Below are 22,507 nucleotides of genomic sequence, written 5' to 3'. Positions count from 1 at the left end.
CCTTGCTTGCTTATGGTTGTGGTCGTTTCACTTGCGGCCGCGATCGCCCCAATGGACGATGCGTGCCTCCAGCCCGCGGACGATGCCGTGGAGCAGGATTCCCATCGCACCCAGGATGACGAGCGCGGCGAAGACGCCGGCGACGTCGGTCACCGCCTGGGCCTGCGTGATGACGACGCCCATGCCCTGCTGGGCGCCGAGGAACTCGGCGACGATGGTGCCGAGCAGCGCGTAGACCACCGCCATGTCGAGCCCGGCGAAGATATAGGGCGCGGCGTTGGGCAGCTTGACGATGCGATAGGTCTCGAAGCGCGAGGCCGAGAGCGAGCGCATCAGGTCGATGCGCTCCGGCTCGACGGCGCGCAGGCCGGTGAAGCTGTTGATCAGCATCGGGAAGAAAGCGAGCAGTGCCGAGATCGCGATCTTCGAGCCGTCGCCGAAGCCGAACCAGATCACGACCAGCGGCGCGATCGCCACCTTCGGCAGCGATTGCAGCGCGAAGGCATAGGGCATCACCAGCTTCTCGATCAGCCGGCTCTCGGCCATCAGCGAGCCGAGCGTGAGGCCGAGGCCCGAGCCGATGGCAAGTCCGATCGCGGCGTTCTTCAGCGTGCCCCAGAGCGGCAGGTAATAGCCGAGCGGGCTCGACGGGCTGACCGCGAGGCCCGACCAGAGCGCCTTCCACACCGCGAGCGGCGTCGGCAGGATGTAGGACGGAACGTCGAGATACTTCACCGCCGCCGCCCAGCCGGCGAAGAGGATGACGAGGCCGACGAGCGTGATCGCGGTGCCGTTGACGCCCTTCTTCCGCTGGCGCTTGCCGGCGGTGGCCTTGGGCCGGGGCGCGGCGTTCTCGATCGCGGCGGAATCGGCGATGATGGTGGTCTGTGCCTGGCTCATCATTCGTCTCCCTGGGCGTTGAGCAGGCCCCGGATTTCCTTGGCGAGCGCCGGATAGGCCGGGTGGCTGATGATGCTGTCATTGGAGCGCGGGCGCGGGATCGGCACCTCGAGTTCGCGGATGACGCGGCCGGGGCGCGCCGACATCACCACGACGCGGTCAGCGAGGAAGATCGCTTCCGAGATCGAATGCGTGATCAGCATCACGGTCTTGCGGCTCGCCTGCCAGATGCGCTGCAGTTCGAGGTTCATCCGCTCGCGGGTCAGCGCGTCGAGCGCGCCGAAGGGCTCGTCCATCAGCAGGACGCGGGGGCTGCGCACGAGCGCCCGGCAGATGCCGGCGCGCTGCTGCATGCCTCCCGAAAGCTCATAGGGGTAGCGGTGCCCGAAATCCTTGAGGCCGGTGACATCGAGCAGCCGGTCGACATCCTCCGCCTGCCCCACCTGCTTGCCGCCGACCCGCAAGGGCAGCGCGACATTCTCGCGCACGGTGAGCCAGGGCAGCAGGTTCGCCGCCTGGAAGACGACGCCGACATCGCGCGACGGGCCCGTGATGGCCTTCCCGTCAAGCGCGGCCTCGCCGCTGTCGTAATCGTCGAGCCCGGCGAGGATGCGCAGCAAGGTCGACTTGCCGCAGCCCGAAGGGCCGACGACGCAGACAAACTCGCCGTCCTTGATGCTGAGATCGATGTTCGACAGCGCGTGGACCGAGCCGTCGGCATAGGTCTTTTCGAGCCCGCTGATCCGGATGAGGTCGCGCGGCATCTGGGCCTTTGCCTCCGAGATGGGGTGGACTTGAGCGAGGGCGGCCATGGGCGTCTCCCTGTTCGTGTTTCTTCTGATGTCGCTCAGCCGCGTTCCGCCCAGGCGGGCGTGACACGGACATGCTTGATGGCGCGGCGCCAATAGGTGAAGGCGATCTGGAGCTCGCCGTCAGACGTCTGCGTGATCGAGGGATAGGAGAATTCGCGGTTCAGCCCGTCCTTCGAGTTGTTGGTCATGCAGTAGCCGTCGCCCTCTTCCAGATTGCGCTGCACCGGCCAGGTCCGGCCGCCATCGGCGGAGATCGCGAGTGTCATCGGCGCGCGCGGCGCGCCCCAGAAGGCGGTGCGCCCGGAGGCCGAGAGTGCGGGCGACTCGGCGGCCGCGACGACCGGCTCGCTCTCATCCTCGATGTCGTCATAGAGGCCGGTGCGCCGATCGGTGGCGTCGAGCCGGCTCGCCTTGTTGAAGACCAGCGCGATGCGCCCGTCGGCCAGCACCGTCGCCTGCACGGAGGAGTTGTTGTTGGGCAGTTCGGTCGGCTCCGGGGCGGACCAGTCGCGACCGTCGGCCGAACGGCTGATATAGACATGGTCGGCCCAGCGGCTGCGGTAGAGCGCGACGAGCCCCTCCTTCGTCTTCAGCACGTTCATATGCACGCAGCCGAGCGAGCCCGGTACGACATGTTCGCTCCAGCTCTTGCCTTCGTCGGTCGAGACCCGCACGGCGCTGACGTCGCGATCGCCGACCCATTTCCGACCGGGCACGCTGACGCAATGGAAGACCGGGATCACCCAGGCGCCGTCGTCCAGCATGACTGGCGGCTGGCGCACGAACAGCCCATGGCCCTCAGGCGCCTCGAACAGCGTCTCGATCGGCCCCCACGTCACGCCATGATCGCGCGACACGCGCTTGCGGACCAACGAAGTGTCCTGATTGCCCGAGATCTGCGCGGTCCAGATCAGCCAGAGCTCGCCCTTCGGCGTGGTGAACAGGACGGGGTTCTGCTCGGAGCGGCCAGGATCATCGGAGAGCTTCTCCGGCGCGCTCCAGCGCGAGCTCCCCTTCGTCAGCCGCGAGAAATACACCGAGATGTCCGGAATGCCCTCCTGCGTGCCACCGAACCAGACGCAGGCGAGATCGCCATTGCCGAGCACGGCGAGATTGGCAGCATGGTTCTGTACGCAAGGGCTCGGCAGATAAGCCTCGACGCGCGCGGCATCGCCCTCACGCGGATGCAAGGCTCCGCTGCGCTCGGCGAGGCCGGCGGGCTCGATGACGGTCGAATGAGCGCCCATCAATAGGCCTCCTCATAGATGGCGAGGATCTCCTCGCGGCTGATGTCGCGGGGGTTGTTGTCGAGCAGGCGGCGGATGGCGTGGGCCTCGCTCGCCATGGCCGGCAGGTCGTCGCGCGGCACCTTCAGCGCGGAGAGCGTCATCTCGCAGCCGAGATCGGCGCAGTAGCGATGCGCAGCCGCAAAGACGTCCTCCTCGCGTGCGCCTCCCTTCAGGCCGAGCGCAGCGAGGATCGCCGCCGTCTTCTCCGGCACGGCCGGGGTGTTGAAGGCGAGCGTGTGCGGGAAGATCAGCGCATTGGCCGCGCCATGGGCGATATGGTGGCGCGTGCCGAGCGGATAGGCGACCGCATGGCCGGCGGCCGTGTTGACCGGACCGAGGCAGAAGCCGCCATAGAGCGAGGCGAGCGAGAGCCCTGCCCGCGCCTCGACATCCGAGCCGTCCGCGATGGCCCGCGCCAGGAAGCGGCCGACGAGCGCCACGCCCTCCAGCGCGTACATGTCGATCAGCGGGTGGGCCTTCTTGCTGGTGAAGGCCTCGACGCAATGGGCCATCGCGTCGACGCCGGTCGCCGCGGTCACCGCCGGCGGCAGGGTCAGCGTCAACACCGGGTCGATGATGGCGATGTCGGCGAGCATATGCAGGCTCTGCACCGCGAGCTTGTTCTGCGTCGCCGGATCGGTGACGAGCGCGCGCGTCCCGGCTTCCGAGCCGGTGCCGGAGGTCGTCGGCACCTGCATCAACGCCGCGCCCTTCCGCGCGACCTTCTCCGGGCCGACGACGTCATGAAGCGCCTGGCCGGAGCCCGGCAGCACCGCGATGAGCTTTGCGAGGTCCATCGCGCTGCCGCCGCCGAAGCCGATGACGAGATCGGGCTTCACCTGACCGGCCAGCGCCAGGGCGGCTTCGAGGTTGGGCACATCGGGCTCGGGACGGACATCTCCGAAGATCGCGACCTCGCCCTGCAGCTCCAGCACGCCGACGCGATTCGCGTTGAAGGCGTCGGCGACGACGAGAATGCGCGTGAAGCCCTGCGCGGCGGCCCAGCGGCCGGCCAGCGGCGCGGTCCCGGCGCCGAATTCGATGATGTGCGGGCGCTGGATCGTGATCGGCGTCGCCAGGCTTGTGGTCGCCAGCGGCTTGGGGCTGTGGATGTTCATGGGAGCCTCCCTTACGCTGCGGTGTCGACGGTGTTCGTCGGGGCGGCGGTGCTGCGCGCCGCAGCCAGCTTCTCGGCGTATTCGATGGCCTCGATCAGGCTGAGCTGGTTGGCGATGCCCTTGCCGGCAATGTCGAAGGCCGTGCCGTGATCGACCGAGACGCGCACGATCGGCAGGCCGAGCGTGATGTTGACGCCCGACAGCGCATCCCATGTCCCGGTCTCGGGATTGACGTTGAAGCCGAGCAGCTTGACCGGGATGTGCCCCTGATCGTGATACATCGCGACCACGGCGTCGTACTGCCCGGCGCGCAGCTTCACGAAGACGGTGTCGCCCGGCACGGGGCCGACCACGTCGAAGCCATCAGCCACCGCCCTGGCGATGGTCGGGGCCGAGACTTCGTCATCCTCCTTGCCGAACAGGCCGCCCTCGCCCGCATGGGGGTTGAGCGCGGCGACGGCGATCTTGCGCCGTCCGAGGTCGAGCGCCTTGAGCGCCTCGTCGGTGCGCTCGATGACATAGCGCAGCCGCTCGGGCGTGAGCTTGCCCGGCACATCCTTGAGCGCCACATGGGTGGTGACGTGGCTGACGCGCATATTGCCATGGGCGAGCATCATCACCGAGCCTTTCGAGGCGGTCAGGCTCGCCAGCATGTCGGTATGGCCCGCGAATTTGTAGCCGGCCTTGTTCAGTGCCTCCTTGTTCAGCGGCGCCGTGACGATGCCCTGGATGCGACCCGCCTGCGCCAGGCGCACCCCCGTCTCGACGGCGAGATAAGCGAAGCGCCCGCCATCGGCGCTGAGCACGCCGGGCTTGATCGGCTCGCCCTCCGGCCCCGCCTGGAGGCAGGCGAGGTTCGGCCATGCACCGGTCTCGTTGACCTCGGGGATCGCGATCTCGGCGCCGAGCATCGCACGCGCCGCGTAAAGCGCCGGATTGCTGCCGATGACGAGCAGGCGCAGATCGCCCCTGGCGATCCGCTCCTTCAGCTCGAGACAGGCCTTGACGATGATCTCGGGGCCGATGCCGGCCGGATCGCCCATGGTGATGGCGAGATGGGGTTTCATGCTGCCGCTCCGGCCAGTGCCGCGGATCTGCCCGCGAAGATATCGTTGAGAAGATCGGGACCGCCGAAGGCCCCGGATTTCGAGACGACCGTGACACCGTCCCAGCGCCCGCCGCGCAGGATCGAGCGCGGCACGCCCGGCGCGACCTCGCCGACAGCGTCGAGACGCTCGGCGCCCAGCGCCTCGCAGAGACCGCGCAGCGTCTCGCCACCGGCGGCGAAGAGCGTGCCCGGCCGGTCGAGCTCCGCCAAGAGCGCGCCGAACCGGGCCTCGATCGCCCGCGCAGCCTCGTCCCGGGAGATGCCTGCAGGAAGGTCGACGCTGGCGAGGACGACGCCGTCGGCAGCCAGCCGCCGGCCGATCTCGGCAGCCTCTCCGCACATCTGTGCGGAGAGGCGCAAATGCCAGGCCCCCATCGCCGCGAGCTGGGCGCGCATCGTCTCGTGCTCCGAGCCGACGAAGCCGACGACCGGTGCCGGCAAAGCCGCAGCCCGCCCCTCGCCCTCGAAACCCATCGCCCGCGCCAGCGCCGCGGCCAGGCCGGCGCTGCCGATCCAGAGAACCTCCTCGGCCCCACCAGCCGCCGCGACGATCGCGTCGAGATCGGCATCGCTCTCGGCGTCCCAGAGGCTCACCCCCGCCGGAACCGCGTCGCCCGGCCGGGCCTGGATGACCTCATGGCCGGCCCGCCGCAGCTCGTCGCCGAGATCGGCCGGCACAGGCCGCGCCGCGCCCTCGATCAGCACGCATTGACGGCCCCCGCGCGTGATGCGCCCCTGCGCCGGGAAGGCTGGCGCGACGACGCAACGCGAAGGCTTCAGCACCTCGAGGATTGCCGCGATCTCGGCCCCCTGCGGCCCGCGCAGCAGGCTGTCGATCTTCTTGAAGGCCAGGCCGGAACCGGGAGAGAACAGCCGCCCCGCCACGGCCGCAACGGCAGTGCGCGCCTCCTCGGCCGAGGCTTCGCGCGTCCGGCTGTCGAGCGCGACGGCGCCAGCTGTCGGCACTGCCTCGCGCCAGCAAACCGGAACCGGCTCGGACGGCGACGCGAAGGCGGCGGCCGCGTCGAGCGCGCCCGTCAGGTCGTCGGCGAGCAGGCGCAGGGGCTGCCGGCGTATCGCCATCTCAGCCGCCCTTGACCGCGGAAAGCAGCGAGCGCGCGCCGCGCGCGACGATGGTGGTGTCATTGGCGACGCCGACGAAGTCGATGCCCTGAGCGACGCGGCGCACGGCCTCGCCTTCATTGTTGGTGAGATAGCCGGCGGGCTTGCCGATCGCCTTCAGGCGCTTGAAGCCGTCATCGATCGCGGCCTGCACCGCGGGCGCCTGCGTGTTGCCGAGATGGCCCATCGAGGCGGCAAGGTCGGCGGGGCCGATGAAGACCGCATCGACGCCGTCGACCTGCGCGATCTGCTCGATCTGCGCCAGCGCCTCGGCCGTCTCGATCTGCACGATGACGCAGATCTCCTTCTGGACCTTGGCGAAATAATCCGGGATCAGCCCGTAGGCGGCCGCCCGCGACGAGCCCGAGACGCCGCGCACGCCATGCGGCGGATAGCGCGTATAGCTGACGGCGCGGGCCGCCTCTTCGGCATTCTGGACGTAAGGGAAGAGCAGGGTCTGCGCCCCGAAATCGAGCCAGCGCTTGACCATGACCATGTCGTTCCAGGCCGGCCGCACGATCGGCTCGGCCGGCAGCGCCGCCATGACCTGAAGCTGTGCCACGATCTCGGAGGGCTCGTTGGGGCTGTGCTCGGTGTCCAGCAGCAGCCAGTCGAAGCCGAGCTGGGCGAACATCTCGGTGAGCGCCGGGCTCGCGAAGGTCGAGAAGATGCCGAGCTGCTGTCGCTTGCCCAGATCGCGCTTGAAACGATTCGTTCTAATTTCGGCCATCATCCACCTGCTGCTCGGGATCCGGAGAGCGAGGCAGGAGCACGTCGGATGCGAAGCCGCCGAGACGAACGGCACCAGAGCGTTTCCTGTCGCTGGCCTCTTCGGACCTTGGCTCCATCGAAGCGCAACCCGGGAAACATGTCAACATGTTGTAATTATCAGCGCACAGATCGCCAAAAATCTAGAAAACACTGCCGCCCGCAATAGCCCTTGACCAAGTTGTAATTGCTTGTAAACATCGCAGCATGGACCAGTTCGCAAGATCGCAGGATCACGCAAGCGCCCCGCCCTCCCCGCTGGTGCAGCGCGTGCATCATCAGTTGCGCGCCCGCATCGCCTCGGGTGAATACGCGGCGAACACCCGCTTGCCGGGCGAACATGATCTCGCCGCGCTCTACGGCGTCTCCCGCCCCGTCATCCGCGAGGCGCTGCGGCGCCTGCGCGACGACGGGCTGGTGTTCTCGCGGCAGGGAGCCGGCACCTTCGTCCGCGGCGGCGAGCCCGAGCCCGGAAAGGCGCTGGCCTTCGCGCCTGTCGGCACCATCGCCGACGTGCAGCGCTGCTACGAGTTCCGGCTTGAGGTCGAGCCCGCCAACGCCTTCTACGCCGCCAAGCGGCACAACGAGGCAGCGCTGGCGGCCATCGGCAACGCGCTCGAGCTGATGCGCGACACGACGCGCGCCCACGGCCATCGCGAGGATGCCGACTACGCCTTCCACATCGCCATCGCCGAGGCGGCGAACAACTATTTCTTCCTGTCCTCGATGCAGGCGCTGAAGGACCACATCAATGTCGGCATGAAGCTGCACGGCCTGTCGCTGCTGGGGCCGTCAGGCGGGCTGATCGGCGTGCTCGACGAGCACGACGCGATCTTCGCCGCCATACGCGACCGCAAGGAGGACGAAGCGCGCGACGCGATGCGCCGGCACATCCAGGGCTCCTACGACCGTCTCTTCGAGGGCAAGGTGCTCGACCTATCCTTGTAAAGGCCCCTTCGCGGGCGCCGACGCCGGCAAGATGCCGACGAGGAGCAACGCGACATCATCGGCGGCAAGAACCCGCTCTCGCCCGATCACGCCGACCCGCGCGCCACGAACAGGGCTTCCCGCAAAGCATGGCTCAGCCTGTTGCGCGCCCGCACGGCATCGACAGCCGCGAAACGGCCCTCGTCGCCCTCGGGGGTCGAAGCCAGGCGCCTGATCGCATCCAGAACCGGCCAGGGCGAAAGCGCGAGCGCGGGATCGTGAACGAAGCGATCGCCGGCCGTGTAATCCAGCGGCACCAGAACGCGGCTCAGGCGCATCAGGACCTGATCATGCGTCGCCGGGTCCAGCTCTCCCCGCCTCAATCGCACGAGAGCATCGGCGAGCGACCCCGCCGCCTCCAAGGTCTCGCCAAGATCGAAGCGACCGCCCAAGCGGCCCGAGAGATCCTCCAGTTCCTGCGCGAGCCTGGAGATCTGGGCGGAGTAATCCAGCGGCAGCCTGGACTGGGTAAGCAGGTTCAGGACCACCCGTAGCACGACCCGGGTGTCGCGAACGAGGAAATCCGGGTCGATCTTGTCGATGAGATCGTGCTCGGTGTGCCACCACCAGCCGAGATCGTTCCGCATCTTGACCTCGCCCGGCTCCTGCAGACTGAGGCTGCCGAAGACGGAGGGGATCCCGACCCCGGGAAAGGAATCGTCGGCGGAACGGGCCTTGCGCCGTCCGGCCAGTTTCTGGCCGGTTTCGGCCGCGATCGCCGCCGCCGCGATGTCGTAGAGACCGCCGGCCGAACCGGTCCGGGTCAGGTCCTGCGCGCCGATGCCGCCGGGGCTGTCGAGATTGACATGGGCAGCGCAGCGGGCGTCGAGCTCCGTCCAGTGGTTGTCGGCATACCAGGCCGAGCCCGAATAGCGCCCCTGCGAATGGCCCGACCAGAAGCAGATGCGCAGGCCGCGCTTCCAGTCCCGCCGCGCCTCCATGCACAGGCGCACGACTTCCAGCATCGCGATATTGGCGGAGCCGTTGTCCATGACGCCCTGGAACCAGGTGTCGACATGGCAGGAGAGCAGAATGAAGGGCTCTTCGGGTTTCCCGGAAGACGGCATGTCGCCGACGAGAAGGGGCGTCTTGCGCCAGCCGGTATCGACCTCGGCGTAGAGCGTCACCTCGCTCGCGCCTGCGCTCAGCCCCTCGCGCAAGGCGCGGCCATCGTCGTTGCTGACAGTGACGGCGACCACCTGCGGCAGGGCCGCGCGCGTCTGTGTGGACGGGCTCCCCCAGATCGGCGAGATGCACATCTCGTGCAGGAGATGATGCGGGCTGATTTGGACCACCCCGATCGCGCCGGCCGCTGAAGCCAGCGCAGCGACGGCCGGGCTGGCGATACCGTCGACCAGAACGATCCGCCCAGCGACGTCCCTCCCCGCGAAGGCTTTGGGAGAACCGTCGCCGAGATCGACGAGGAGGCCCGTCAGGCCGCCTTGCGGCGAGGACAGCGACATCGCATGCGTGATCGCAGGAACCGTTCGCTCGCCGATAACGAGCCGGGCCGGGCCGGGAACGCTGATATAGGCGTCGTGAGAGATCAGGCGGGTCTTCAACCCGATCTCGTCGAGCTGCTGCTTGAGCCAAGCGAAGCTCGAGGCTTCGCCCGGGGTCGTCGCGACCTTCGACCATTGGGCGAGCGTCTTCAGCCCGGCCATCATGCGTTGCGCGGAGACCGCGCCCGGAACCGCGCTTTCGACGGCGCCATCGGATTGTGTTGCCAGGGCCATGTCGATGGCATCCTTGTCTTTGTAAGCGGGTTCGATCGTGGAAATCGCTGGTTTCAGCCGCATCAAACTGCAGTCCGTGCCCCGCCGAGCAGGGCGGAAAGCTCGCGCGCGGCGCGGCGCACGGTTTCGATGTGGTTCGGCAGCAGGCTGTCGCTGACGCGTCCGGTCGGCGCCCCGATATGGATGGTGGCGATGATTTTTCCATCGCGCCCCATCACGGGGGCCGAGATCGAGATCAGGTCCGGGCTGACCTCGCCATGGCTGACGTAATAGCCCTGCTCGCGGACCGTCGCGAGAATCTGCCTGAGACGTTCGGGATCCACGCAGGTCCGCTCGGTGAACGCCTTCAGCGGCTCGCCGAGCACCGATTCGCGAAACGCTTCGTCCTGAAACGCCAGGAGAACGACGCCTGAACCGGCATGCATCGGCCGGCTGCCGCCAATATTCGCCAGAACCTTGACCGCCCTGTCGGGCTCCCAACCGGCGACGCAGAGACTGTTCCGGCCGTCCCGGACGCGAAGCTGAACCGTCTCGCCGGTATCGCTGCCGAGCCTGGCGACGATCGGGGCCGCCACTCTGGCGATGTCGATCTGCCGTTCCGCCGCATTGCCGACGGCCACGGCCGCGAGGCCCAATCGGTAGCTGCGCTTTTCGGTCGAACAGCTGACGAAGCCATTGGCCTCGAGGCTGCACAGGAGTCGATACACGCGAGCCTTGCTCTGGCCGGATCGGCGCGTGATCTCCGACAATCCGAGATCCGGCGTTTCCGCGATCAGCATCAGCAGTCCGAGCGCCGCGTCGACCGCATCGACCCGGTACTGCTCGATCTCCCTGGGCGGTGCCGCGCTCGCCATCGGCTCTCCTCTTGCTCGGCTTGCCCGGCCTCCGGGCCGGCGGATTCGACGAATCCGGCCATAGCACAGTTCGATTGGTTCACTCAATGAACCATCGGTTCAATAATTTGACATCAGCGCCTCACCGACGCAAGGTCTCGTGAACTCGACCTTTGGCGGCAGCCCGAACATGGCCGCAGTCAAAGGGATCGGAGGGGAACGAAAGCCGATGGCTTCACACGCAACAGAACCCGTCCGCGGGATCGAATGGCCTGACCGGGCCCGCGCGATCGTCTGCGTCACGATCCATGTCGACGGCCCGGCGGTCGAAGCCGGTCGCGGGCAGAACGATTTGGGCGTCAACAGCCGCGGTCGCTACGCGCTGCGGCGCGGTATCCGCCGCTATCTCGACATGCTCGACCGCCATGCGATCAAGGCGACCTTCTTCTGCTGCGGCTATGACGCCGAGCATTGGCCGGAACCGTTTCACGAGATCCACCGGGCCGGTCACGAGATCGCGGCGCATGGCTACCAGCATGAGGGCTTCGACCTCGGCGAGCGCGAGCCCGAGCTTCTCGAAAAGACCCACGACATCCTCGCGGCCCTCGGTCAGGCCCCGGTGGGTTGGTGCTCGCCCTCGGGACGCAAGAGCCGCCTGACGCTGCCGACGCTGCGCCGCCTCGGCTACATCTACGATGCGAGCGAGAAGGACGAGGACATCCCCTATCTGCTGGAGGATGGCTTCATGATCCTGCCGAACAACACCGTCTCGCTCGACGATTTCCCGATGTACTTCACCGGCGGCGCCTCGGCGGCGGAAGTCGAGCGCAATTTCGTCCAGGAACTCGACGCCGCGCTCGGCCGCGACGGTTACGTCCACCTGACGGTCCATCCGCGCGCAGGCGGTGGTTCCGGAACCCCGGCACGGGCAGCTGCCGTCGACCGCTTCCTCGCCTATGCCAAGGCGACGCCCGGCGTGCGTTTCATGACCTGCCGCGAACTGGCGGAATATTGCCTGGGCGATGCCGCGCGCTGGCGGGATGCGCGCTCATGAGCGGCGCCCTCCTGATCACCGTGAACGTGCACGGCATCGGGCCGGAGGCGGCCGGCGCGCCCGAGGCCGAGCTGTTCGGCCGCGATGCGCATGGTCGCTACACCTATCGGATCGGCCTTGCGCGGGTGCTCGACGCGCTCAGCGAATACCGTCTGCCCGCCACCCTCTTCTGGCCGGCCATGGAGGCCGAAAGACTGCCTCGGCTGGTCGAGCGCTGCCTCCGCGAGGGTCATGAGATCGCCAGCCATGGCCGGGCCTTCGAGGATCACGCCAAGCTCGGGCGCGACGAGGAGGCATCGGTGATCGGCGAGGCGCATGAAACGCTCAGGCGCCTGAGCGGCGTCGCTCCGCGCGGCTTCCGGGCCCCGACCGGCACGCTCTCGCAGAACACGATCCCGATCCTGCAAGCTCTTGGATATCATTACGATTCGAGCTTCCTCGACGACGATACCCCCTACGCGCTCGCTGAATATGGCGGGTACGGCATGGTCGAGCTTCCGGTCTCGGAAGGCCTGACCGACGCGACGCATTTCCGCCGGCGCGTCACGCAGGACCGGGCGGAAGACCTCATGCGCGAGGAGCTTGCGGCGCTTCTCGCGGTCGATGGCTATGCCTGCCTCACCTTCCATCCGCGCGCCGATATCGGGGTCGGCCGGCTTGCCCGCCTGCCCCTGATCGAACGCCTCGCCAGACTGGCCGAAAAGCAGGGTGCCCGACCCGGCCTCTGCGGTCAGCTGGCGGAGCAAATCCACGCCGGACGCGCGGCAAACCAGATCGAGAACGTCGGAGACTGAGATGCGAGCTATTGCGGTTCTGACCCTCGGATTGAGCGCCTTCGCGGCAGCCGGAAGCGGGGCGCATGCCCAGACGCTGCGGACGATGCTCACCTCCGACATTCGCGGCGTCATGCCGGGACGCAGCCCGGACACCGCGACCGGCAGCGTCCTTCAGAACATCTATGAGGGGCTGGTCGCCTGGCGGGCCGACGGCAGCGTCGCTCCGATGCTGGCTGAGAAGATCGAGACCTCGGACGACGGCAAGACCTACACCTTCACTCTCCGCGAGGGCGTGAAATTCCATAACGGCGCCCCGCTGACAGCCAAGGAAGTGGTCTGGACCTGGGAACGCTTTCTCGATCCCAAATCCGCGTGGCCCTGCCGTGGCGCCTTCAACGGCACCAACGCGACCAAGATCGAGTCGGTGAAGGCGCTCGATGATCGCCGCGTCGCGTTCCAGCTCGCCGAACGAAGCGGATCGTTCCTGAGCGCGATGGCGCGTGCCGACTGCGACTCCGCCGGCATCGCCCATCCGGACGCGGTCGACGCGAATGGCAACTGGACGACGGCGATCGGCACCGGCCCGTTCAAGATGACGGAATGGCGCAAGGGCCAATATGTCGAGCTCAGCCGCTTCGCCGACTACAAATCCCGCAGCGAGCCATCGGACGGGCTCGCCGGCGCCAAGGAAGCCAAGGTCGAAAAGGTCAGGATCAATCTGGTTCCCGACGCGCAGGTCGCCAAGCTCGGCATCCTGCAGGGCCAGCTCGACCTCTGGACCGATGTCGACGCGGCCTCGATCAAGGATTTCGCCAACGACAAGAACGTCACCGTGACGACCACGCCGGTCGCCGGCATCTATACGATCCCGCTCCAGTCGCGCGATCCGGTGCTTGCCGATCCTCGGATCCGCCAGGCGATCAGCCACGCCATCGACCGGAAAAGCCTGGCAAAGGCCGTTCTGGACGATAAAAGCATTGCTTCCCCCTCGCTGATCCCGCTGACCAGCCGCTTCTATGGCCAGGTCGAGCGCGACGGCGCCGAATACGATCCGGACAAGGCGCGCGCCCTGATCAAGGCCTCCGGCTACAAGGGCGATCGCATCGTCCTGATCACGAGCAAGGCCTCGCCGATCATGAGCGATACGGCGATCTATCTCCAGTCGATGCTGCAGGCCGTCGGCCTCAATGTCGATGTCGAGATCATGGAGTTCGCCACCCAGTTCGAGCGCTTCTACAGCGGGCGCTACCAGATGATGGTCTGGAACCTCACGCCCTATCTCGACCCGCTTTTCATCGTCGAGCGCTTCACCGGCGACAAGGCGCGCCAGCCCGACAAGGTCTGGGACAGCCCGGCCTCGAAGGAGCTGCTGAAGAAGCTCGTCCTCGCCGACGACAAGCAGGACAAGCAGGCGCTTTATGACGAGGTGCATCGCCTGCAGATGAGCGAGGCGCCGCTGATCGTCTGGGGCACGCGCGCCACGACGATCGCCGTCCGCAAGAACGTCTCAGGCTTCCAGCCCTGGCCCGGTCAGAAGCCGCGCTACTGGAACGTCTCGGTCACCCCCTGACGGCCGCCGAAGCCGAGGTCGCGGCAAGGCCGTGACCTCGCGAATCTATCACGATACCGGCCGAGGGCCATATGACGAGCACGATACTGACCAACCCGGCGGCTGCTGGAATTTCATCCGAGCGATTGCAGCGGATCGTCGTCAATCTGGCCGCGCTGGGCCGGAAACTGCCCGGTTCCGAGCGCGCCGATGCGGCCTGCCGCTATATCAGCGCGCAACTGGCGTCGTCCGACATCACGCAGGACGTCCTGGAATTCGATGCTTTCATCAGTTGGCCGGAGAAGGCGTCGCTGACTGTCGGCGGCGAGACGCTTCCCGCCAATGGCGCGGCCTTCACGGCCTCGACGCAACCCGGAGGCCTCACCGGCCGTGTCACCCGCTCGCTCGAGCCCGGCGAACTGCAAGGTGCCTTCCTGCTGATCGACGGTTTGCCGCGCTACGACGCCTGCATGAGCGCGCAGCGAGCCGGCGCGCTCGGCGTCATCGCCCTCTCGCACGGTCCGCAGCGTCATTACGTCCAGGCCTCGCCGCTCTGGGGAGCCCCGACAGGTCCGGCCGATCTTGCGCTGCTGCCCACCGTTCCTGCGATTCAGGTATCCCGCGACGCGGCGGAGATTATCGAGCGTGCTGTCGCGGCAGGCACGCCCGTCACGATGGACAGCGAGATCCGCACGGAATGGCGCCCGGTAAAGCAGCCGGTGGCGGAGATCGAAGGCCGCGAGCCCGGCTATATCCTGCTCGGCGCGCATTACTGCACCTGGGGCGATGGCGCGACCGACAACACGGCCGGCGTCGCCCTGCTGATCGAGCTCGCGCGTCTCCTGAAGCAGCAGCCGAAACCCCGCTACGGCGTCAAATTCGCGTTCTGGACCGGGCATGAGCAGGGCGGCTATGCAGGCTCGTCCTGGTATGCGGATGCGTTCCGCGACTCCCTCTACAACGACGCCATCGCCTATCTGAACGTCGACATCGTCGGCAGCCGCGGTGGCACGACCAAGGCGCTGCGGAACACCACGGCCGAGCTCGCCGCCTATGTCCGGCAGGTGCTCGATGCGACGATCGGCCAGCAGACGCCGGAGGAAGAGGAATTCGTCGACCGTTCGGTCAAGCGCCTCGACCCCTATATCGACCCGCGTCGTTCGGCCCGCAATTCCGACCAGAGCTTCAGCGGCATCGGCCTGGCGACCGCCCAGGTCAGCGCCTTCCTGCCCGCCGCCAGCCCCGAGCACCTGCACGGCAGCGGGCTGGCCTGGTGGTGGCATACCGATCAGGACACGATCGAGCATATGGATGCCGAGATCCTGGCGGTCGACACGCTGATCTATCGCAATCTCGTCGCAGGTCTGGTGAATGCGCCGGCGCTTCCGTTCAGGCCCTCAACCATCGCCGAGGACGTGCTCGCGGGCCTGCGCGCCTATCGCGAGGCCGCGCCGGACTGCGAGGACATCGCACGCCTGACCGGCCTCGCCGAGCGGCTGACGGATGCGCTGCGCGGCTGGCACCCGACCGGCGCCGATGATCCGCTGCTGCTGCGGCTCGGGCGCCATCTCAACCCGGTGCTTTATCATGCGCGCAGCGCCTTCGAGTTCGATCTCGGCCGGGCCAGCCGCATCCTGCCGGGACTGGCGCCAGCCCTGACGCTCGCTCGCCTGGAGCCCGACACCGCGCGGATGGCGCGGGTGCAATTGCGGCAACGCGCGAACCGCATTGCCCATGGGCTCTCGCGCGCCATCGAGCTGATCGAAGGCAGGGCCGGCAAAGCGCTCTGATGTTCCGATTTTGATCCAATGACAGCCGCGTTCGACGCGGTGCGACAAGGGGACCATCATGGACCGACGCAGTTTCATGAAGGCCGGCGCCGCCGCGGCTCTGGCGGGGATCAGCGCGCCTGCGCTTTCGCAGTCATCCCGGCAGAAGGTGCTGCGCTTCGTGCCCTACACGGACCTGACCATCTTCGATCCGATGTGGTCGACCGTCGATATCACCCGCGACTACGGCTACATGATCTACGACACCCTGTTCGGGTTGGACGCGAATTTCCAGCCGCAGCCGCAGCTCGCCGAAGGCTTCCTGTGGGGCGATGAAGGCCGCAGCTGCACGATCACCCTGCGCAGCGGCATCACCTTCCATGACGGCGAGCCGATCCGGGCCCGCGATTGCGTCGCGAGCCTGAAACGCTGGTCGCAGGCCGCCCCGATGGGCGCGACGCTGTTTGCGCTGACCGACGAGCTCGTCGCTGTCGACGACCGCACTTTGCGCTTCCGGTTGAAGCGCCCCTTCCCGATCCTCCCGGCGATCCTAGGGCAGCTCAGCGCACCGGTGCCCTTGATCATGCCCGAGCGCGTCGCGCAGACGGATGTGAAGACGCAGATCACCGACCGCACGGGATCGGGGCCGTTCAGGTTCAAGGCCGACGAGTTCCAGCTCGGCAATCTCGCCGTCTTCGAGAAATTCCAGGGCTACAAGCCGACGCCGAACACCGCGAGCGGCCTCACCGCCGGACCCAAGATGGTCCATTTCGACAGGGTGGAATGGCGTCGCATCCCCGATGCGGCGACGGCCGCCGCAGCCCTCCAGACGGGCGATGTCGACTGGATCGGCGGCCCGACCTCCGAGACGGTCGAGCTGCTTGCAGGCTTCAAGGATATCGACCTGCCACGGCTCGAGGACATCCCCTCGATGGCGATGATGCGGCTCAACGCCCTCAACGCTCCGTTCGACAACAAGAAGATCCGTCAGGCGCTGCTTCCGGCCATCGACCAGGCGGAATTCTGCATGGCGGTGGCCGGCACCAATCCGCAGAACTTCGCGACGGGCACCGGCTTTTTCCCGCCCGGAACCGCACTGGCCAGCGAAGCCGGGCTCGACCCTCTGAAAGGGCCGCGCAGCATCGAGAAGGCCAGGCAGCTGCTGAAGGAGGCCGGCTACGCCAATGAGCGTGTCAGGCTGCTCGGCGCCGCCGACAGCCCGGCCTCGACCACGCCCCTGGCCCAGGTTGCGGCGGACATGTTGGGCAAGCTCGGCCTGAACCTCGATATCGCGCTGCTCGACAACGCCTCGGTCGCGCAGCGCCGTCGCTCGGAGGAGCCGGTCGACAAGGGCGGCTGGTCGATGAGCTGCTGGCTCTTCCCGGGCAGCTGGTTCGTCGATCCCGGTACGAACATCATGCTGCGCGGCAACGGCCGCAACGCCTGGTTCGGCTGGCCGACGATCCCCAAGCTGGAGGAGCTCCGCGACGCCTGGCTGAATTCGCCCTCGCCCGACGAGCGCAAGCGCATCGCCCAGGAGATGCAGGTCGTGGGCATGGACGAGCTGCCGGCGATCCCGCTCGGCGCCATCTATCGGCAGACCGCGCTGAAGAAAGACCTCGTCGATCGCGTGCGCAGCGCCACCGTGTTCTGGAACATCCGTCGTGGCTGACGCGGTCACTCTCCCCGGCGTGCAGCAGGTGATCCAATGCTCGCCTATATCGTGAAGCGCATCCTGGCGACGATTCCGGTCATGCTGGTCGTCGCCCTGACGGTGTTCTCGTTGCTGTTCCTGGCGCCCGGCGACCCCGCCACGATGATCGCCGGCGACCAGGCCTCGGCCGCCGATATCGACCGCATCCGGCAGAGCCTGGGGCTGGATCAGTCTTTCCTGGTCCAGTTCGGCAGCTGGCTCTGGCGCCTCGCCCATTTCGATCTCGGCAACTCGGTCTTCACCGGCCAGCCGGTGACGTCGCTGATGGCGGAGCGGGTCGGCCCGACGCTGTCGGTGATGCTGCTGACACTCATCCTGTCGATCGCGATCGCCGTCCCGCTCGGTGTCGTTGCGGCCTGGAAGAGCGGAAGCTGGATCGACCGCGCGATCATGAGCGTCTCCGTCGTCGGCTTTTCGGTGCCGCTCTTCGTGGTCGGATACATCCTCGCCTGGGTCTTCGCCCTGAAGCTGCAATGGCTGCCACCGCAGGGCTACACGCCGCTTTCCGAGGGCGTCTGGCCCTGGCTGCAGCGATTGATCCTGCCCGCGATCACCCTCGGCTTCGTCTATATCGTCCTGATCGCCCGGATCACGCGGGCATCCATGCTCGAAGTGCTGCAGCAGGACTATGTCCGGACGGCCCGCGCCAAGGGGCTGGGACCTCGCAAGGTCCTCTTCCTCCACGCGCTCAAGAATGGCGCGGTCCCGGTCATTACCGTGATCGGCATCGGCTTCGCCGCCCTGATCGGCGGCACGGTGGTCACCGAAACCGTTTTCACCATCCCCGGAATGGGGCGATTGACCGTCGATGCCATCCTCCGCCGCGACTACCCGGTCATCCAGGGGCTCGTGCTGGTGTTCTCCTTCGTCTACGTGCTCGTCAACCTGGCCGTGGACCTCATCTACACGCTCGTCGATCCGAGGATCCGCTATTGAGCTCGTCCACATTTCACGCCGGGGCCGCATCCATGCGCGCGGAGGGCTCGCGGCTTTCGGCGGCCCTCAAGCAGATGCAGCGGCATCCGACGATCCCGTTCGGCGCGACCGTGCTCGTCGCCATGGTCGCGATCGCGATCTTCGCTCCCCTGCTCGGCACGATCGACCCGACCGCGACGTCGCTGGCGCGCCGGCTGCGCGAGCCCTCGGCCCAGTTCCTCTTCGGCACCGACATGCTCGGGCGCGATCTCTATTCGCGCGTTCTGTATGGCGCCCGCATCTCGCTGCTGGTGGGGTTCTCCGTCGCGGTGCTCTCCTCGATCGGAGGGCTCTTTCTGGGTTTGATCGCGGGCTTCATCAAGCGGGTCGACGTCGTCGTCATGCGGATCATGGACGGCCTGATGTCGATCCCCTCCATGCTCCTGGCGATCGCGCTGATGGCTTTGACGAAAGGCTCGGTCATCAACGTGATCGTCGCCCTGACCATCGTCGAGATCCCGCGCGTGACCCGGCTCGTCCGCTCGACGGTGCTCTCCTTGCGCGAACAGCCCTATGTCGAGGCCGCGATCGCCGCCGGGGCGAGCACGCCGAGAATCATCGTCCGCCACATCCTGCCGAACTCCCTGTCGCCGCTGATCGTCCAGGCGACCTATATCTGCGCGGCCGCCATGGTCACGGAGGCCGTGCTCTCCTTCATCGGCGCCGGCACGCCGCCGATCACGCCCTCCTGGGGCAACATCATGGCCGAGGGGCGCACACTCTGGCAGCTCAAGTTCTATATCGTCCTGATCCCGGCGGCGTTTCTCTCGGCGACGGTCCTCGCCGTCAATCTGCTCGGGGACGGCTTGCGCGACGCGCTCGATCCACGGCGAATCTACTGAGAGCTCTCAGGCGAACCGGCGATTTTCCGGATCGCGGGCACTGCTCCGGTCGAATTCTCCACCTCTGGTCGCCCGCCGCGCAGTCGCAGGCGCGAACATGAAGAGAAATTCACTTTCTCTTGTCGGCCGTTCAAACTAGAAGCAGCCTCTGTTGCGTCGTGTTCCGCGTTCTTTTTGATCGAGGCTGGAGAAGAGCGGAATGGTGCCGGGCTACAGGCGTGATCTTGCGGGACACGCGGTCGGACGTTCCCTCTCCCGCCTCGCCTGCGCCGCTGCCGCCGCCATCGGCCTGGGAGCCTGCCTGCCGGCAGATCAGCGCCCGGAGCTGGGCGTCGCCGTCACGCCCGGATACGCTGCGGGAGAGCGCCGTGCCGCGCCGGCAGTCTCGCCGGACTGGCCGCGCCTGTTCCGGTCGAGCGAGCTGAACAGGCTGGTCGATCGAACGCTCGGGGAGAATTTCGACATCGCCATCGCCATGACGCGAATCAGGCAGGCCGATGCGCAGTCACGCATTTCGGCCGCAGCGCTCTACCCCACGCTGAGCGGCTCGGTCGACGGCTCGCGCAGCCTGCGGCCGGGTACGCTGAGCTCCAAGCGCGGACCGTTCAGCGAGAGCGTCGGCAATCAGTTCAGCCTCGGCCTCTCGGCGAGCTATGAACTCGACTTCTGGGGCAAGAACCGCGCGACCGCCGATGCGGGCCGCTTCGCCGCCGAGGCGACGCGCTTCGACCGCGACGTGGTGGCGCTCACCGCCGTCGCCAGCGTAGCGAGCACCTATTTCCAGGTTCTGGCGGCGCAGGACCGGCTGACCATCGCCCGCGAGAACATCGCGGCCGCTGAGCGGACGCTCGCCGTCATCCGCGCCCGGCTCGCTGTGGGCACCGCCACCCAGCTCGACATCGCCCAGCAGGAGAGTGTCGTCGCGCAGCAGAAGGCCTCGGTGCCCCCGCTGGAACTCTCCCTGCGCCAAGCCAAGGTCACGCTTGCCGTGCTGGTCGGCGAGACGCCGGCCGCCGTCGCGATCAAGGGCGGCAGCCTGAACGCGGTCGCTGTGCCCTCCGTGCGCGCCGGCCTGCCCTCGCAGCTGCTGCAGCGCCGGCCGGACATCGCCGAGGCCGAGGCGCGCCTGACCTCGCAGGAAGCGACGCTCCACGCCGCCCGCGCGGCGCTGTTCCCGAGCATCAGCCTGACCGGACAGGGCGGCCTCGAAAGCGCATTGCTGAAGAACCTGCTGCGCCCCGACGCGGCCTTCGCCTCTGCCGCGGCAGGGCTGGTGCAGCCGATTCTCGATGGCGGCAATCTCAAAGCCAGGGTGGAACTGGAGCGGGGCACGGCCGACGAGCTGATCGCGACCTATCGCAAGACCATCGTCAGCGCCTTCGCCGATGTCGAAAATGCCCTGATCGCCATCCAGGAGAACACCCGCCACGAACGCCTGCAGGCGGACACGGTCGCCTCCGCCCGGCGCGCCTACACCATCACGGAGCAGAGGCTGCGCGAGGGCACCATCGACATCGTGACGCTGCTCAACACCCAGCAGACCCTGTTCCAGGCGCAGGACCAGCTCTCGCAGATCAAGCTCCAGAAGCTGATCTCCTATGTCGACCTGTTCAAGGCGCTGGGCGGCGGCTGGACCGACGCCGACCGCAAGGCCGCCATCGCCGCCACCGAGACCGCGCCATGAAACGGCTTCTGCTCATCCTGCTGCTCGCCGCGGCCGCCTGGGGGTGGCACAGCTACAATGGCGGCTGGCTGCCTTCCAGCGGGGACAGCGAGGCGGCCCAGGGCCAGCGCGGCGGGCGGCGTGGCGCTCGTCTGGGCGGCAACGAAGGGGCCATCCCCGTCATCGCGACCCCTGCCCGCCGTGACGACGTTCCGGTCACCGCCGATGCGGTCGGCACGATCCAGGCCCTGAACACCGTGACCGCCCGCACGCAGGTCGATGGCCGGCTGCTCGAAATCGCCTTCAAGGACGGCCAGGACGTCAAGAAGGGCGACGTGCTGGCGAAGATCGACCCTGCGACCTATCAGGCGCAGTACGACCAGGCCATGGCCAAGAAGGCGCAGGACGAGGCGCAGCTCGCCAATGCCCGCGCCGACCTCGAACGCTACGCCAAGCTCGCCCAGACCGACTACGGCTCGCGCCAGCAGGCCGACACCCAGCGCGCCACGGTGGCGCAGCTCGAGGCGCAGGTTCGCTCCGACCAGGGCGCAATCGACAACGCCAAGGCCATTCTCGACTACACCACGATCCGCGCGCCGATCGACGGCCGCCTCGGTATCCGGCAGGTCGACCAGGGCAATATCGTGCGCGCTTCGGACACGAACGGCCTCGTCGTCATCACCCAGCTCAAACCGATCGCCATGATCTTCAACCTGCCGCAGCAGCAGCTTCGCGCCGTCAGCGCGGCCGTCGCGCGCGGGCCGGTCGAGGTCGATGCGCTCGACTCCGACGGCACGACGATCATCGACAGGGGCGTCGTCGAGGTCATCGACAACGTCGTCGATCAGACCACCGGCACCATCAAGGTCAAGGCGCGCTTCCCCAACGACCGGCTCCAGCTCTGGCCCGGCCAGTTCGTCAATGTCCGGGTCTTCGTCGACATGCTGAAGAACGTCGTCGTCGCGCCGACCGCCGCAGTCCAGCGCGGGCCGAACGGAGCTTACGTCTTCGTGGTCAACGACGACGAGACGGTCCGCCTCGTCAATGTCACGGTCGGCCAGCAGAATGAGACGACGGCCGTGATCGCCTCGGGCGTCGAGCCACCGGCGAAGCTCGTCACCACCGGCTTCGCACGCCTGACCGACAAGGCCAAGGTCCGCGTCACCACCCCCGAGGACGCTGCCCAGCCGCCGGCCACCGCGCCCGGCCGACGCGGCGTGCGCGAGCCCGGGCAAGGACAGGGGCAGCGCCGGCAAGGCGATCAGGCCGGCGGCAATGCCGCGGGCGCGGGAGCAGGTTCCGCGGCTCCGGCGCCGGACGCGCCGTCCGCACCGGCTACTGCGCCCTCGGCCGACGGTCAGCCGCGGCCGCGGCGGGACGGGGCGGCGCCCGGCGGCACGCGCCGCGAGGGTGGCCGGCCGAACGGCGAGGCTTCCCCCGGCAGCGGATCCGGGGCACAAAGACCGCAAGCGCAGCCATGACGGGGCAGCCG

At 67.8% G+C, this 22,507-nt stretch carries 19 protein-coding genes; 10 read left to right on the top strand and 9 right to left on the bottom strand.

Translation table 11 applies throughout. The annotated features are described in order from the left end of the window. Positions 1 to 27 precede the first annotated feature (27 nt). From GGC47_RS24920 to GGC47_RS24890, 7 genes are read right to left on the bottom strand one after another with little or no spacing between them, the layout of a single operon-like run. Complete coding sequence (locus GGC47_RS24920) at positions 28 to 900, bottom strand: ABC transporter permease (RefSeq protein WP_370955724.1); 873 nt, start codon at positions 898 to 900, stop codon at positions 28 to 30. Next, entirely contained in the window at positions 900 to 1,712 is an 813-nt protein-coding gene (locus GGC47_RS24915; protein ID WP_081925537.1) for an ABC transporter ATP-binding protein, read from the bottom strand. Before GGC47_RS24915 ends, GGC47_RS24920 begins: the two co-directional genes overlap by 1 nt. A 35-nt stretch (positions 1,713 to 1,747) precedes the next feature. Continuing rightward, positions 1,748 to 2,959: a sialidase family protein gene (locus tag GGC47_RS24910; RefSeq protein WP_142021016.1), complete on the bottom strand. Its 1,212-nt coding sequence runs from the start codon at positions 2,957 to 2,959 to the stop codon at positions 1,748 to 1,750. Further along, on the bottom strand, positions 2,959 to 4,119 hold the full coding sequence (locus tag GGC47_RS24905) for an iron-containing alcohol dehydrogenase (RefSeq protein ID WP_142021017.1): 1,161 nt from the start codon (positions 4,117 to 4,119) through the stop codon (positions 2,959 to 2,961). Before GGC47_RS24905 ends, GGC47_RS24910 begins: the two co-directional genes overlap by 1 nt. An 11-nt stretch (positions 4,120 to 4,130) precedes the next feature. After that, a complete protein-coding gene (pdxA, locus tag GGC47_RS24900) occupies positions 4,131 to 5,186 on the bottom strand; it encodes a 4-hydroxythreonine-4-phosphate dehydrogenase PdxA (protein WP_142021018.1) in 1,056 nt (351 codons plus the stop codon). Further along, on the bottom strand, positions 5,183 to 6,310 hold the full coding sequence (locus GGC47_RS24895) for a four-carbon acid sugar kinase family protein (RefSeq protein WP_142021019.1): 1,128 nt from the start codon (positions 6,308 to 6,310) through the stop codon (positions 5,183 to 5,185). Before GGC47_RS24895 ends, pdxA begins: the two co-directional genes overlap by 4 nt. Position 6,311: 1 nt before the next feature. Beyond that, positions 6,312 to 7,079 (bottom strand): HpcH/HpaI aldolase family protein, encoded by a 768-nt coding sequence (locus tag GGC47_RS24890; RefSeq protein ID WP_208112915.1) that lies wholly within the window; start codon positions 7,077 to 7,079, stop codon positions 6,312 to 6,314. Positions 7,080 to 7,324: 245 nt separating this feature from the next. Here GGC47_RS24890 and GGC47_RS24885 point away from each other — a divergent pair, with 245 nt between their 5' ends. Beyond that, positions 7,325 to 8,065 carry a FadR/GntR family transcriptional regulator gene (locus GGC47_RS24885; protein ID WP_112762301.1) on the top strand — a complete coding sequence of 247 codons (741 nt, stop codon included), beginning with the start codon at positions 7,325 to 7,327 and terminating at the stop codon, positions 8,063 to 8,065. Positions 8,066 to 8,151: 86 nt separating this feature from the next. On the opposite strand, the gene GGC47_RS24880 is transcribed toward GGC47_RS24885, so the two are convergent. Together GGC47_RS24880 and GGC47_RS24875 are read right to left on the bottom strand one after the other, a co-directional pair. Further along, positions 8,152 to 9,840: a M28 family metallopeptidase gene (locus GGC47_RS24880; RefSeq protein ID WP_142021020.1), complete on the bottom strand. Its 1,689-nt coding sequence runs from the start codon at positions 9,838 to 9,840 to the stop codon at positions 8,152 to 8,154. 62 nt (positions 9,841 to 9,902) lie between these two features. Then, positions 9,903 to 10,694, bottom strand: a complete 792-nt coding sequence (locus GGC47_RS24875; RefSeq protein WP_142021021.1) for an IclR family transcriptional regulator — start codon at positions 10,692 to 10,694, stop codon at positions 9,903 to 9,905. A gap of 208 nt (positions 10,695 to 10,902) precedes the next feature. Here GGC47_RS24875 and GGC47_RS24870 point away from each other — a divergent pair, with 208 nt between their 5' ends. From GGC47_RS24870 to GGC47_RS24830, 9 genes are all read left to right on the top strand, one after another. Beyond that, a complete protein-coding gene (locus GGC47_RS24870) occupies positions 10,903 to 11,727 on the top strand; it encodes a polysaccharide deacetylase family protein (protein WP_142021022.1) in 825 nt (274 codons plus the stop codon). Continuing rightward, positions 11,724 to 12,521 (top strand): polysaccharide deacetylase family protein, encoded by a 798-nt coding sequence (locus GGC47_RS24865; RefSeq protein WP_142021023.1) that lies wholly within the window; start codon positions 11,724 to 11,726, stop codon positions 12,519 to 12,521. The genes GGC47_RS24870 and GGC47_RS24865 overlap by 4 nt, the downstream gene beginning before the upstream one ends. 1 nt (position 12,522) lies before the next feature. Further along, positions 12,523 to 14,073 (top strand): ABC transporter substrate-binding protein, encoded by a 1,551-nt coding sequence (locus tag GGC47_RS24860; RefSeq protein WP_142021024.1) that lies wholly within the window; start codon positions 12,523 to 12,525, stop codon positions 14,071 to 14,073. A gap of 71 nt (positions 14,074 to 14,144) precedes the next feature. Then, the gene (locus tag GGC47_RS24855) at positions 14,145 to 15,842 is read left to right on the top strand and encodes a M20/M25/M40 family metallo-hydrolase (protein ID WP_142021025.1); all 1,698 of its coding nucleotides are present in this window, start codon (positions 14,145 to 14,147) and stop codon (positions 15,840 to 15,842) included. 58 nt (positions 15,843 to 15,900) lie between these two features. Beyond that, the gene (locus GGC47_RS24850) at positions 15,901 to 17,493 is read left to right on the top strand and encodes an ABC transporter substrate-binding protein (protein WP_142021026.1); all 1,593 of its coding nucleotides are present in this window, start codon (positions 15,901 to 15,903) and stop codon (positions 17,491 to 17,493) included. Between the two features lie 36 nt (positions 17,494 to 17,529). Beyond that, entirely contained in the window at positions 17,530 to 18,471 is a 942-nt protein-coding gene (locus GGC47_RS24845) for an ABC transporter permease (RefSeq protein ID WP_142021027.1), read from the top strand. 32 nt (positions 18,472 to 18,503) lie between these two features. Then, complete coding sequence (locus GGC47_RS24840; RefSeq protein ID WP_142021028.1) at positions 18,504 to 19,352, top strand: ABC transporter permease; 849 nt, start codon at positions 18,504 to 18,506, stop codon at positions 19,350 to 19,352. A gap of 199 nt (positions 19,353 to 19,551) precedes the next feature. After that, the gene (locus GGC47_RS24835; protein ID WP_051988302.1) at positions 19,552 to 21,036 is read left to right on the top strand and encodes an efflux transporter outer membrane subunit; all 1,485 of its coding nucleotides are present in this window, start codon (positions 19,552 to 19,554) and stop codon (positions 21,034 to 21,036) included. Beyond that, positions 21,033 to 22,496, top strand: coding sequence for an efflux RND transporter periplasmic adaptor subunit (locus GGC47_RS24830; protein ID WP_210245592.1), 1,464 nt, complete (start codon positions 21,033 to 21,035; stop codon positions 22,494 to 22,496). The genes GGC47_RS24835 and GGC47_RS24830 overlap by 4 nt, the downstream gene beginning before the upstream one ends. The last annotated feature ends 11 nt before the right edge of the window (positions 22,497 to 22,507 follow it).

This window comes from Allobosea sp. OAE752 (genome assembly GCF_050433265.1).
Taxonomy (GTDB): Bacteria; Pseudomonadota; Alphaproteobacteria; order Rhizobiales; family Beijerinckiaceae; genus Allobosea; species Allobosea spartocytisi.
Note: the sequence above shows the minus strand (reverse complement) of the source record. Positions and strands in the feature narration are given on the sequence as shown.